General features: G+C 39.1%; 13 protein-coding genes. 5 read left to right on the forward strand and 8 right to left on the reverse strand.

Features of this window, described 5'->3' with window-relative positions; all coding sequences use genetic code 11:
- Positions 1-67 precede the first annotated feature (67 nt).
- A complete protein-coding gene (locus tag ACY2A0_RS16320; protein ID WP_461790431.1) occupies positions 68-1,774 on the reverse strand; it encodes an FAD/NAD(P)-binding protein in 1,707 nt (568 codons plus the stop codon).
- 343 nt (positions 1,775-2,117) lie between these two features.
- Between ACY2A0_RS16320 and ACY2A0_RS16325 the strand changes: the two genes are divergently transcribed.
- Together ACY2A0_RS16325 and ACY2A0_RS16330 are read left to right on the forward strand one after the other, a co-directional pair.
- Positions 2,118-2,573 (forward strand): PA2169 family four-helix-bundle protein, encoded by a 456-nt coding sequence (locus tag ACY2A0_RS16325; RefSeq protein WP_461790432.1) that lies wholly within the window; start codon positions 2,118-2,120, stop codon positions 2,571-2,573.
- A 306-nt stretch (positions 2,574-2,879) separates the two neighbouring features.
- Complete coding sequence (locus ACY2A0_RS16330) at positions 2,880-3,326, forward strand: DUF1572 family protein (RefSeq protein ID WP_461791704.1); 447 nt, start codon at positions 2,880-2,882, stop codon at positions 3,324-3,326.
- A 44-nt stretch (positions 3,327-3,370) separates the two neighbouring features.
- On the opposite strand, the gene ACY2A0_RS16335 is transcribed toward ACY2A0_RS16330, so the two are convergent.
- The 3 genes from ACY2A0_RS16335 to ACY2A0_RS16345 all read right to left on the reverse strand — a co-directional run bounded on the left by ACY2A0_RS16335 (position 3,371) and on the right by ACY2A0_RS16345 (position 4,873).
- Positions 3,371-4,045 (reverse strand): DUF6766 family protein, encoded by a 675-nt coding sequence (locus ACY2A0_RS16335; protein ID WP_461790434.1) that lies wholly within the window; start codon positions 4,043-4,045, stop codon positions 3,371-3,373.
- 111 nt (positions 4,046-4,156) lie between these two features.
- Entirely contained in the window at positions 4,157-4,348 is a 192-nt protein-coding gene (locus tag ACY2A0_RS16340; protein ID WP_461790435.1) for a hypothetical protein, read from the reverse strand.
- Between the two features lie 27 nt (positions 4,349-4,375).
- Positions 4,376-4,873 (reverse strand): DUF892 family protein, encoded by a 498-nt coding sequence (locus tag ACY2A0_RS16345; protein WP_461790436.1) that lies wholly within the window; start codon positions 4,871-4,873, stop codon positions 4,376-4,378.
- A gap of 176 nt (positions 4,874-5,049) precedes the next feature.
- Here ACY2A0_RS16345 and ACY2A0_RS16350 point away from each other — a divergent pair, with 176 nt between their 5' ends.
- Positions 5,050-5,286, forward strand: coding sequence for a hypothetical protein (locus tag ACY2A0_RS16350; protein WP_461790437.1), 237 nt, complete (start codon positions 5,050-5,052; stop codon positions 5,284-5,286).
- 60 nt (positions 5,287-5,346) lie between these two features.
- Here ACY2A0_RS16350 and ACY2A0_RS16355 read toward each other — a convergent pair whose 3' ends face one another.
- Positions 5,347-6,744 (reverse strand): MBL fold metallo-hydrolase RNA specificity domain-containing protein, encoded by a 1,398-nt coding sequence (locus ACY2A0_RS16355; protein WP_461790438.1) that lies wholly within the window; start codon positions 6,742-6,744, stop codon positions 5,347-5,349.
- A gap of 409 nt (positions 6,745-7,153) precedes the next feature.
- On the opposite strand from ACY2A0_RS16355, the gene ACY2A0_RS16360 reads away from it, so the two are divergent.
- A complete protein-coding gene (locus ACY2A0_RS16360) occupies positions 7,154-9,883 on the forward strand; it encodes a thiopeptide-type bacteriocin biosynthesis protein (protein ID WP_461790439.1) in 2,730 nt (909 codons plus the stop codon).
- On the opposite strand, the gene ACY2A0_RS16365 is transcribed toward ACY2A0_RS16360, so the two are convergent.
- The gene (locus ACY2A0_RS16365; protein ID WP_461790440.1) at positions 9,795-10,913 is read right to left on the reverse strand and encodes a sensor histidine kinase; all 1,119 of its coding nucleotides are present in this window, start codon (positions 10,911-10,913) and stop codon (positions 9,795-9,797) included. The genes ACY2A0_RS16360 and ACY2A0_RS16365 overlap by 89 nt on opposite strands.
- An 85-nt stretch (positions 10,914-10,998) precedes the next feature.
- Here ACY2A0_RS16365 and ACY2A0_RS16370 point away from each other — a divergent pair, with 85 nt between their 5' ends.
- Positions 10,999-11,154, forward strand: a complete 156-nt coding sequence (locus ACY2A0_RS16370; protein ID WP_461790441.1) for a hypothetical protein — start codon at positions 10,999-11,001, stop codon at positions 11,152-11,154.
- 21 nt (positions 11,155-11,175) lie between these two features.
- On the opposite strand, the gene ACY2A0_RS16375 is transcribed toward ACY2A0_RS16370, so the two are convergent.
- Both ACY2A0_RS16375 and ACY2A0_RS16380 read right to left on the reverse strand, forming a co-directional pair.
- Positions 11,176-11,925 (reverse strand): LytR/AlgR family response regulator transcription factor, encoded by a 750-nt coding sequence (locus tag ACY2A0_RS16375; protein ID WP_461790442.1) that lies wholly within the window; start codon positions 11,923-11,925, stop codon positions 11,176-11,178.
- A 248-nt stretch (positions 11,926-12,173) separates the two neighbouring features.
- On the reverse strand, positions 12,174-13,133 hold the full coding sequence (locus ACY2A0_RS16380) for a PAS domain S-box protein (protein ID WP_461790443.1): 960 nt from the start codon (positions 13,131-13,133) through the stop codon (positions 12,174-12,176).
- Positions 13,134-13,310: the final 177 nt, after the last annotated feature.

Below are 13,310 nucleotides of genomic sequence, written 5' to 3' on the forward strand. Positions count from 1 at the left end.
CAAGTTAAGGTGAATTACGATATCTCAATTTGATTTCACACGACGAACGAGGTGGTTGGCAACAATCTCAATCAAATAGTTTTTCAGCAACTCTTTTAGAGGCTTCTTCTCCAAAGTCGAGCCCTGAGAAATCTGGATTGTAACCGCCTATAAACGGAACTGCAAGCATGTAAATTCTGTCGTTGGCAAAGCCATTGGTGCCAATAACCTGAAAGTGATCGTTAATTGCTACGCCTGGTACAATCAATCGATATTCATCTTCATTTACCTTAATGATTTGCTCGTCGCCCTGTGCTACCCTGCTTTTTGCAATTGCACTGTCGCTAAAGTTTAATGTTGCACGGGTTAGCGTCTTGCCATTCAAGAGGCCCGGATAGGGCAAGTCCTCAAACTTCAAATGCGGCTGGCCTATGCAATCTATAAAGGTTTCGTACTTTTGTTTCTCCCATTTACCATCCGTATTTTTGAAATGGTATTCGATTCCACCCTCCTCTAAAGGGCTGATGTAGCTGTCTTCGCCAACTGACACGATACGTAAAATGCCTGAACGGTACAGTGCCAGCATTTCCCTAACCGAACTTTGCGGGGCAAAAGCAATAATTACCGATATCAACGGCATTAACGTTTTCTTTAGGCGTTCCATATCTTCAGCAGAAAAGTACTTAGCAGGATAGTTCATGGCAAAGCTAAGTACGGCCAGCATCTCCTTCCAATGGATTGGTTCGCGATTGGCTATCGATTGTGATGCCTGTTCCATTTCCTCTTCCAAAAGTTCAAATGCTGAGGTGCGTTCACGCTGAAACATCATCATTTCCACGAATCTTTCCATCGACAGCTCCTTAATCAGTTCGTAAAACATCGGATGTCTGGATTTTATGCCATCCAAAAAATTTCGTTGGTACACATAATCCAGCGGTAGGAAACCTTGGTTTTGCGCTCTTACGTGCGCTATTTCTTCTGCAGGCAGTATCGTGTCCTTTGAAAGATGCGAATCTTCTAAATGAAACCTTACTGCTGGTAGCAGCCCGTTTCTGGAATGCATAATGATCCTAAATTGCACACTTTCATCATCAAGTTGATATCTCAGGTTTCCCGCCTCATCTTTCACAAAAATGCCGTTATGCCTTGCCAAAGTTCTTATGGCATCTATTGCCGTAAGCGAAGAGCCCCGCAATGCGACAGGATGATTGGTTCGATGTGCGATTTTGCTGGGCGGGTAGGGAGAGTCAAAACAGTTTTTGAATTTACCCTCCAGTTTTTTTGGCCACAGGTGACCAGTACAGATAATCACTTTGTCGAAGAAATCCGTTCGATTAGCTGTGCTTACCATCGTTTTCCGCATGTCTGCGTCGTCAATGATGTTTGTTACCTCCTGTCCATAATGCACATTAACTTCCAATCCTTTCTGCTGAGCAATAGATAACAATATGCCGAATTGATCAGATAAGTATTTTCCGAAAAGTAAACGTGGAAGTACCTTGTATTGATTGAAATGATCGACATCAACATCGAACTGTTCTGCTGCAAAACTTCGCTGCCCAACTATCCAATCGTCAACTGAGGAAACCATCTCTGGAATTTCATTTCCCGAAACATTGGTTACGTGTTCCTCAAGGGCACCTTCGGAGCTGTAAGGCATGCCGGCACCCAGTTGTTGTTTGCGTTCAAAAATATCTACGGTGAAGTTGGTATGGCCCGTTTCGGTAAGCCTCCTAAACATTAATAGTCCGGTTGGGCCTCCGCCGATAATGGCAATACGTAATTTTGGTTGCATATGGAAATTAGTGCGCTCGGGACGGAATTGTACCGTTTGCATCTTATCAAACCCAAAATCTTTAAAATAGTTTTGATATCATTTTTAAGAACTGTTTTAAATTTTCTTTTGCTGCAAATACAGTTGTGATCTGGTGCTTTCCTAAGTGTTGTAACAATTAGTCGATGCATTTTCATTAGATAATCTAACATATGACGACAAATGAAAAATAAACAGTTTATTCATCGTTTTCACCATGTGATTATGCTAGCTAAATAAAGTTGGCAATCACAACAGTAGCGAATTTCTGCAAACATATTCTCGTTTTGTGATGTTTACATTGGACATTTAAAATTTTAGAAAAATGGAAAATTCAGAAAAAACAGTAGAGATTTTAAACGATCTTATCCAAATTAATAATGATAGAGCAGACGGCTTTGAGCGAGCAGCTGCTGATCTTTCGGACGAAAATATAGACTTAAAAGCGACTTTCGAAAAGTTATCTTCTGGTAGCAGAACTAACGTTACCGAACTTGCTGGTTTAGTAGGAAGACATCATGAAAATCCAGATACAGGAAATACTGTGTTGGGAACTTTGCACCGGGCTTGGATTGATATTAAAGCAACGTTTGGCGGCGACAGCAGACACAGTATTTTAGCAGAATGTGAGCGAGGTGAAGATGCAATCAAAAAGGCTTACAAAGATGCATTGCAAGAGAATGATTTGGGTGAGCAAGTAAGGAGCGTGCTTTTAGCGCAACAAGAAGGTATCAACGCTAGCCACGATGCAATCAAAGCACTAAGGGATGCCCACGCCTAGTACTTGCAACTGAACAATTACAAACGACTGTCTCTAAAGTATTTAATGCCTTTTATATGAGCGTATTTCTTATCTAAAAGCCTCATTAATAAAGAACTTACAGCGCAACGCTTTAGGGACAGTCCTTCTTCTCTTCTTAATCATAGGTCTTTTCAATTGACCTTATGCCGGTATTTTATCCTCTCTGATAACAGCTACGTAGTTATATTTTGTTAATGAATTTTGTAGGCGATTTGGTTTAAGAAAATTCAATCTCCTGGCGTGTTTGCTACATAAAATTATTAATTTACAGAAAACGACCGTCGAATGCTTAGCGAAACCTTAAAAACACTTTTCAGTAGAGATTTAAATAAACTTCGGGAGGAGTTGGAATCCTATCAAAATGAAGAAAACATCTGGAGAATTGATAAGAATATCCTCAACTCTGCAGGAAACCTGTGCCTACACTTGATCGGAAATCTTAAAACTTATATTGGTGCAGAATTAGGCGGTATTAACTATACTAGAAATAGGCCCGAAGAGTTTTCGAAAAAAGACGTGCCAAGAAGCCAACTTGTAGAGCAAATTGAACAGACGATAACGATAATTGAAAACACACTTGCTGGGCTTACAGCGGATCGTGTCGAAAGTGAATATCCATTGGAAGTGTTAACGGGTAAGATGTCGACCGAGTTTTTCTTAGTGCACTTAGCTATGCATTTAAGTTACCATTTGGGGCAAGTGAATTACCATAGGCGCATGTTGGATTGCTAATAGCTAAAGAACATCAATCATTTTGAAGCCGAATGTTTCGAACGTTACTTGCCAGTTTCCATGTGAGGAGCATCCACAGGCTTTGATTCGGGAGAACCTTTTTGTCTGAGATAGATGGAAAGTACAACGATAGCTAGCACGGATAAAAATTCGCTTTGCCAGTTTTGAAAAGTTTCAAACCAAAATCTGGGCTCACTTAAAAATTCCATCACTGAAATTGAAGGTTTCTGTTTAATCAGTAATGCGGCATTTTCGTCTCTAAAGCTCCCATAAAAATGAAACAACCAACTTAAAATAAACAAAGAAACAAATGCAATAGATAATGAGTTGGCATAAAGTTTTAACCATATTCCACCTCTACGTACTGGCCAAGGCGCATTTGGTAAGGGTTGAGGCATCCGATCTACGTCCTCCTTTTCATCTAAAGATTTTGATTCGGCCGATCCAATTTGCCGCAAGCCGATAGTTAGCATTACGTATAAAGACATCTGTAGAAACTCACTCTCGAAGTTTTCGAATGTTGCCGACATAAAATGCCCACTACTTAAATAGTTAGGCAAATCGAGCGCTGGAGCGTGGTCTTCATTTAGCTCTTTATTATGCTCTTTCCAGCCGGCAATAGCTTGCGCACCAATTGATAAAATAAAAAAAGCTAGAAATACGAGTGAAAGTCCATTTCTTCTAAAAAATGAATACTGCTTGATTACCTTATTTTTCATGTCTAATTTGGGTTGTATGCAAAAAAATACGTTCCAATGCACTTAAGTAATTACAGCTTTTAAGTTTATAATATGGCTCAAAAGTTTTACCAACTCATTGTGAAAGTACGTTTATTGATCTGTTCCGCTATCTTTATTAAATGCTTCTGCTAAATTCGAACCTTTACCGTCAGCAAACTTGTTTTCTTGAGCGGTATACTCATTTTTCTTCGTTTTATTTTGTTTGTCGCTAGTTGATTTTCCCATAGCTTGCTCACTTGTTTCGCTATTTTTTTCGTTTTGATTTTTCTTGTTATTTTCCATGTTTGTTACTATTTATTGAGCTGTGTTTTAAACATTGTTGTCAATGGGAATAATTGTTTCCCCATTTAAAATTCTGGATAGAATTCTTCGAAGCCATGTACAAGTTGCTTCGTTTTCTTCTATTGTTTGAGAAATGAGTGAGGTTGATTGCGTTAAGTTTAAATGCGTGGCAATTTCAAGAGCTACTTTGTACATCGGTAACTTTTGGTAAATAACTTGTTGAGCTTTTGCAATTAACCATAAATCTCGCTCACTACCTTTTTTGAGTTTTCTTGGTAAACCAAATGGAACAGCTGAGGCATTCCTTTTCTCCGCAACTTCGTTAATCTCCATCTGGATTAACTTTAGTCGTTTAACGTGCAATGTGATATTGGTTTGCTCTGGGTGTACAGCTTTAGCCAATTCCGGAGCATCGGCATATTTGCGTATGGTGTCATATGTTTTTTTGCACAATATTGCGGTTATGCGTAAATCTTCAATTAAACAAGACAGCGCTAGAAGTGGAGATGATTCTTTTGGATCCATAATAAAGTCTCCACTAAAAACCTTTTAAAATGAATTTTGATTTTGATGTAAATACCTGATTTTGGGAGAGAAATACGCGTTAGTTTGCTGGGCACCATCCGATAAGTCTAATGCCAATATTTTATTTAAAACTATTTGCTGCCAATTCACATTTATAGTTTAAAGATTTCATCATCATGACTGACAAAAATAAGCGATTAAAGACAGGCAACGATAGGGAAGATTCAGATCGTATGCATAACACTTATGCTGACGGAACTACGAAAAAGCCCGCTGAAGAAGATACTAGCAAAGAAATTATTGATGCTCATGATGAGCGAAACAATGACGAAGGTGCTGATGAGCAATTCGGAGGAGATGCACCAGATAACACCGACAGTAGGGCAGGAGGTGGGAGAATTGACGAACTGTAACGAATTAAAAAGCAATTTAGCCACAGTATACCTCGATGTACTGCGGCTAATTGCTAAAAGCTAAAGTTCATACTCTTGATGATAGCTCGGTATTGCAATGTGCTTAAAGCCTTTATCTCGCAAATGATCTGCAAAGTGTTGCTGCACCTCGTACTCGCCGTGAACTAAAAATATTTGTTTATTGGCCTTGGGATCTTGACACGATAAAAAGTGGAGTAAATCTTCGTAATCACCGTGGGCACTCATCGATTTTATCATTTTAACTTCCGCTAGTACCTGTAATCGCTCCCTAAAAATATCCACTGATTTATTACCCGCCATTAATTGACCTCCTAAAGAGTGTGGATCACAGTAGCCAACCAGCAAAATGGTATTTTTGTCGTTTTCAATGTTGTTTTTGATGTGATGTCTCACCCTTCCGCCCTCGGCCATGCCAGATGATGAAATTATTACACATGGTCGGTTATCTTGATTTAAAGCCATTGATTCCGTAGCACTTTCGATGAAACGAAGTCCCTTAAACGCAAAAATATCGTCATCAATTTTTAAAAGCTGTTTAGTGCCGTTGTTGTATACCTCGGGGTGGTTCTTCAATACTTGTGTAGCTTGCATAGCCAACGGACTATCTACGTAGTAATTCAAATCGGGCAGTTTGCCTTCAAGTTCTAGAGAGTTTAAGGCAAATAATATTTCTTGGGTACGGCCAACGCTAAATGCCGGAATGATTACTTTTCCCTTTTTTCTAACGCAAGTATCACGAATAATTTCCAACAAAAGTTGGTCTATTGGCTCTTGATCTTTATGAAGCGAATTGCCATAGGTTGACTCCATGATGATGTAGTCGGCCTGCGGAAATGTTTGCGGACTTCGTAAAAGTAAGTCAGAATACCTTCCAATATCTCCGCTAAATGTTAGCTGAGTTTTTTCGCCATGTTCTTCAATGGTTAAATGCACCGCTGCGCTACCCACCACATGTCCGGCATCAGTGAGTAGCAAACTGATTTGTTCGTTGATTTGGTATGGTTGCCCATATTCAACAATTTTAAACTGTCCCATTGTTTTAATCACATCCTCTTCGGTGTATAAAGGAAGCTCTTCTGGCTGGTCAATATTTCGATTTGCATTGCTAAATTCTGCATCTTGCTCATGTATTTTTGCCGAGTCGAGTAATAAAATTCGAGCTAAATCCATGGTGCCCGGGGTAGCATATATGGTGCCCGAAAAACCTTCCGCAACCAGTCTGGGCAATAAACCGCAGTGATCAATATGTGCGTGGGAAAGTATCATCATAGTTACCTCAGATGGTTTAAATCCGAAGTAGCCATTGAGTTTTTCTGTGACGTTTCCCATGCCTTGGAACATTCCGCAATCTAAAAGTATTTGTGTGCCGTCGTCGAGCTTAATTAAGTGTTTGCTACCTGTTACCGCTCTGGCAGCGCCGTGAAATGCAATTTTCATTAGTTTATTGATAAGTGTACCGCTGCCTAACAAGTTGGGGGAATCAAAAGTTTCGATCAATTTTTAAGTTTATTTTACTGCCTGATTTTTCTTTTCAGTTATAAGCATATTTTTATACATTTGTGGTGAGAGCGTTAATTTAGATGTGGGGATGTCCTTCGGGATGTTCCCACTCTTCTTTTATAGCAACTTTATGCCATGCAGTTGGTGGTTTCCACAAAGCCACCGTCGTACTAAGCAATATCTTTTTCCAATATAAAGTGTTTTGTTTTTTTGACAACTTATAGTTTTACTTGATGTAGTGCATTATATGTTGTGTCAAAAGCAATAATTGCCATTAAATTTCGAAGGCAATTTGCTGTTTTTTTGGCTTTCTTCATCAACCTATTGCGACGATAGATTTGTCGGCATGGAAATCGCTAAACAAATCATTTGTAGGGCCTGTTTGCTGCCAAGGGTAGCAGAATTGGCTGATTATTGGGGTTCATTGCTAGATATGATATCTAGTTCATCTCCAATGCTTTGGGAGAAATTAAAAGGTGTGTCGCCTTCAGATTTAGACAAACTTGATCTGCGTACGCAATTTAGTGTGCTTAGGTACTTTAATAGGGCCAAGTTTAGACCGATACCTTACGGGAAATTTGCAAGTGTAGGTATGCTTTTGCCCAATAAATCAAACGAACATTTTATGCTTAGTGAAAGGATAACCATCAGTTCCTTTCCTGATTGGTCTAAATCTGAGAAATTGATTGATACTAGTAAATCGTTAGCGGAAGATTGGTTGTGGCGTGTACAGTCAACGCTTTATACCGAAAAAGGAAGCCATTACTTTTTTCAATCTACCGAAGGGCAAACTGAACTATTTTGCTTAGAGGGTTTTACCGAGTTAAACAACCTGTTGGAGTTTTGCGAACTGGGGCGGACAACAGCCGAAATAAAAACATTTGCTAAACAGGATTGGGACTTTTATAATGGTATGCTTGGTCAACTTGCTGAGCTACAGGTATTAGTTCATAGCGGGATGCCTAATGTTACTGGTCAAGATTATTTCGACAGAATTAATTCGGCAGATACAATGCCTTTTGCAGATCGTTATGAGATTTGTTTTCGTCATGGGAACGGAATAGAGCTAGACCAGTTATTACAAAAAGAACTGCTCAACTATGCAAAATTTGCTATAGAATATCTGCCTAATCCACAACTTAGCGATTTAACAGAGTTCAAAAATAACTTTTCTCAGCGCTACGAGAATCAATGGCAAGCGCTGGCGTCAGTATTGGATCCAATAAAAGGTATAGGTTATGGTGGATTAGCTAATGCTGATGATACAGCGGTAGAAAAGCTGTTGTCGAAATCACAAAAACGCTTTCCCGTGTTAGAAATGGATAGCTTTAACAGCTTCCTATTGGCAGAAATTACTAGTGGAAACACGATAGATCTGAAAAAATTTAGTGAAAAATCTGATGCTCCAGCTCTATTGCCCAACACAATGAGTGTACTTGTTCAAAAGGTTGATGGTGATTGCTGGCTGTTGGACCACATGGGTGGCGCTACCGCTAATGGGTTATTGGGTAGATTTGCTTTGGATGAAAACATTGGGGAGGTTGCTAAATCACTCGCTAAAATAGAACAGGATGCCAATCCGAATGTACTTTTTTTTGATGTCGCTTACCAAACCGGCCAACGTACAGATAATATCAACCGCCGACCACAGCTTTACGAATTGGAACTGGCGTTAGGCGGCTGGTCTACACATCCTTGTCAACTACAGCTTGCTGATATATTTATAAACGTGATTAATGGACAGGTTGTTCTGTATAGCTGGAGGCATCGCTGTAGAGTAGTTCCAAGAATAGCCTCCGCATATAATACCTTACGTTCTAGTCATCCTTTGCTCCGTATGCTCGCCGATTTACAATATCAGGAATTACATTGTCAGTTTTTACCAGAACTTGTACAACGCTTTCCTAATATGAACTACTATCCAGAAGTTCGATTTGGGAAATTGGTGATTCAAGCTGCCATGTGGCGTGTACCTGGCGAAGCTACGCAGTCTGCCGAAACTTTGTCGACTTGGCTGCTTCAATCAAAGGTTGCTAGATTTATAAAAGTGGGTCATGCCGATCAGTATTTGTGTTTGGATACGTGGTCCGATACAGATCGTAGCTTACTGTTGAATGCACTGCAACGCGATCCATCTTTAAAATATGTGGCAACGTGGCTATCTGGTAATGATGTTGGAATGTTGGATGAAGCTGGTAAATGCTATGCATATCAGCTACAATTGAATTTAACACATCGAGATGTGGTTTATCAGCCAGTTACCAGTTTTGAAAAGCCGTTACCTGCACAGGCGTGGCATTTAGGGGAGGAGTGGTTTTTCGTATCGCTGTATGTAACTTCTGCAATGCAGGATTTGGTACTTTTCGAACTTATCAGGCCGTTAATTGAACGTCATGAAGCTTTGTTGGAGGCTTGGTTTTATGTGCTTTATCGAGATCCAGAGCAACATATCCGATTGCGCCTGAAATGGAAAGCAAGTGTAACGCCATCAGAACGGTGGATGGTTTGCCGCGAAATTGGTGCTTGGTTAGGTAGTAACGGTATTCGAGATATGGCCGTTCTTCCTTACCTGCCTGAAATACAGCGCTACGGCATTTCAAGTATTACGCTGGTAGAGGATTTTTTTTGCCTAGATAGTGAAGAAGCATTAGCCGAGATTGCATGTAACGAGGAGGAAAGATTGCAAAGTTGTTTCTTTTGGATGAAAAACATGATTGGTTTAGCTTTCCCCGAAGTCGAGGATCGTAAGTATTTTTTAGAAAGAATGGCTTCCGCTTTCGCTGCGGAGATGAGATGGGATCAATCCCAATTTAAGGTAATTAATCAAGCTTGGAAAACACTACCTGAAATTGAAGTTGTGATTAGCGACCGTGCAATAGCTTTGTGGAACTGTATTTCTGCTATTGTTCCTGTTGATAAGCTACAGCAGTTGTTTGCTGATCTTATCCACATGCATGTAAATCGCCGCTTTTTTAACCACGCCAGACTTAGGGAAGCTCAGCTATATCAGTATCAGCTGCTTTATTTTCGGAAGGCTTCACGATTTGATTCAAACGAACGAATATTTGCACGTTAAATCCACTTTCTTCATCCAAGCCATAGGTGAAAGAATGCGCCTCGCCGTATGCAGTCGCTAATCTTTTTTTAAGGTTGGTTAATCCCGTTTTTGTTGAAGTGATTGGCTTTTGGTTCGATGCTTTGTTCCAAGTTGAAATATAAAGTTGATCATTTTCCAGAGAGAGTGACATCAATGCGTCATGTTCTGATAGATCGCCGTGCTTATAACAATTTTCGGCTAAAGTTAACAGCACCAGTGGGATTAACTGTAGATCGCATACGGCAAGTTCATAATTCAGTTTAAGAGTATGTTGTCCCTTTTTCAGTCCGTATAAATAACTGATATCCGCTACTTGTTCTAATTCGTCGCCTATTCTTATGCTATCGCCAGTATTTTCAATGTCAAATGCGAATCTCATCACATTAGCCAATGTCGTTACCGCTTCGCTTATTTGCGGCGCAGATTTTATAGTTTGTAAATGGATATAATTAAGTATGTTAAATAAAAAGTGCGGATTGATCTGCGCTTTAAGGAAAGCATTTTGCATCAAATCTAAGTCTCGTTGTGTATTCTGTTGTTCAATTATGGCCTTTAAGCGCTCTGTTTCTAAGCGTTGCGAATGATCTCGTTGAATTAAATAACTGCGCAAATAATAATATCCAGCAGAAAAACCAATAAAAAAAAGTGCCCTGTACCCATTCTTCAGAAAACTTTGCAAGTTCATTCCGTACCAAGGCTTTATTGGTTTTTTCAATAAATGGATTAAAAAAATCTCGCCAAGCCAGTGAGCTAATATGTAAAGTAATAAAAAAATGATACAGAAAAGCGGTATCCAAAGCCATCGCCATCGGTTTTTGCTCAACCGCGGAAGTACTACATCCGATTGGAAGTAGAATAAAGCGATATTAATTATATAATGTACAATGTAAATAATAGGAGCAACGTCCATATCATAAAGGATATTGATGATGATCGTTTCCCAAGTGATAAAAAGCGCCCATATCAAAATATGTAGTCTTAAAACTTTCTTGTCTAGATTTTTTGCCATTCTACATCGAAAAATAAGGTTTCCAAATAACAGATTTTTTAGCGGCAATTGCTAATGCTAATTTCAAATTGTTAACCGTACGATTATGGAAAATAAAAAGATCAAATTAGAGATTAGGAAAGTTGGAACTTTCAAAAAGTCTCAGGCCACAAGTGCCGTACTGTTTACCGGCGAACCCACGTCTGAATTAACCACCACCCAAACGACCATGGGAACATCAGGTTTCCCTAGAGTTCGTTAAACAGCTCTCATGGGAAAGAGGTTAGCGCTTCTTTCCCATTTTTATAATGCGTTCATCTAAAAACGACTGAAAAGTAGGTCGGTACATCTCTCCAACAGTGATTTTAGCGCCGCTGGCCATAACTAGGGTGTTTCCATCCACATATTCTATATAATGTTTGTTAATGATAAAGCTCCTTTGGACCTGTATAAAATCTGGTTGTCCGTTAAGCTTTTTAGCTAATTCGCTCAACGTCATGTAGGTAATTACCTGCCTGTCTAATGCTTGTAGCTCTACATAGTTGTTCTTGCTTTCGATGACTATCAGCTCTTTAAGTTTTACTTTAACCAACTTCGAGTCTTGTTTGGCTTTTACGAATATGAAATCCTCATCGGCGATAATTTCCGGCGTTACCCTTTCAACTTCTTTTTCTTTAGTTTGAGGATAAAGACGATGTAGTGTAGCGACAAATTTTGCTAACGAAAACGGCTTCAACAGATACGCATCAGCTTGGTGCTCGAAAGCGTCAAATGCATATTTGGTGTGGCCAGTAGTAAAAACTAATTTACCTACCTGTGCTCTAACGGCAGCAGTTAACTCTATACCGTTTATTTTAGGCATGTCCACATCTAATAGCAATAGCTCTACTTTATTATTGAGTAGATAAGCCATAGCTGCTACTGGATCAGTAAAGGTATTCTCTACGATAATTTGCGGAAAAGTTTCGAGATAGGTAACCAATCCATTTACGGCATCTTGGTCATCGTCTACAATTACACAGCTTATATTCACACGAAATTTGTTTTAAATGAAACACTATCGCTTAAATTAATGATTTCTTGCTAAATTCTCAAAGATAGTTTGCGATAAAAATTTCAAAGTACTACGCCTTAAATAATTAAAATTTCAGGCATAGCAAAATTTTGGTGTATGGTTTCATTTACCTTGCGGAATGTAAGTTTTACTTTGTGAAAGTGATATTTTGGGATGCTTTAAGTAATGAATTTTGAGATTTCAAACTTTGCTATCCTAGTAGTAGGTTATTTTAAATTGTTGTCCTTTGCGGTTTTTATAATAACCTGATCCAATTCTTTTGCTTGATCCATTAATTTTTGGATTAAAACTGTATGCTGTGTAGCGTCGTGGTCGGCTTCTAGTAACGAAACCAAACCTAAGATATTGGAAAGCGGCCTTCTAACTTCATGAGCTTGTATCCAAGTGATTTCGTGTAATTTAGCCAAACTTTGTTGCTTGGCCATTTCAGCACTTATTTCAGCGGTTTTGTCTACAACTACCACCATCCGTGCCGCTCTACCATTGAAACTAATTGCTGTTCCTTTTACATCGGCGTAAATAATATCGCCATTTTTTTTACAGTGTTTCACCGAACTGGTTCTAGGTGTTTTACAAGCACTGATGTCGCTCAAAATTCGTTTCATTTCTGAAATGTCTTCCTCGGGTCTAATTGACAGGATGGAGGTGTTCAGAAACTCCTCCCTTGAATAGCCGTAGTGCATTATTGCGGCCTCGTTTACATCTAAAAACATGAAAGTTTCTGTATCATAAACCCACTGTGGAAGCGGGTTATGATCGAATATATCCCGATATTTCTTGCGTTCATTTTCAAGTTCCTGAGCAGTATTTTTTCTTTCGGTGATATCTTTGAAATATATCGACAATCCCTCGCCATTAGGGAATACTGACACCTCAAACCACATTTGTTTTGGTTGAAAATATTCTTCAAATCTAACCGCAATTTGTAACGACATTGCTTTCTGGTATTCCGTATGAAATTTTAGTTCAACAGCTTCCGGAAAAACATCCCAAAGATTTTTGCCTATAATTTCATCCTTCGGGATTTGTAGTAGTTTTTCTGCTGTACGGTTCCAGTAGGTCACAGTCCAATTGTCGTAAACTTCAAAAAAACCATCGGTAAAACTTTCGAGGATAGTATCTACACGTTTTCGGTAAGAAGTGTAGCGTCTTTTTATATCCTTCATTTTGCGGTATCATGTGGCTTTAGCCACGTTAAGTTAGTTTTATAAATGATGCTCAATATAGGTATTTTAAGGAAAGGTGGTAATTTATTTTAAAACAAAATGGAATAATAGCGATGCAACATATGTCCTGTTGATCTGTACCATTTGTCTGCCGATACGTTTAGGCGCTAAGTTTAA

Origin of the sequence: Pedobacter sp., assembly GCF_965249885.1 — a bacterium.
GTDB lineage: Bacteria > Bacteroidota > Bacteroidia > Sphingobacteriales > Sphingobacteriaceae > Pedobacter.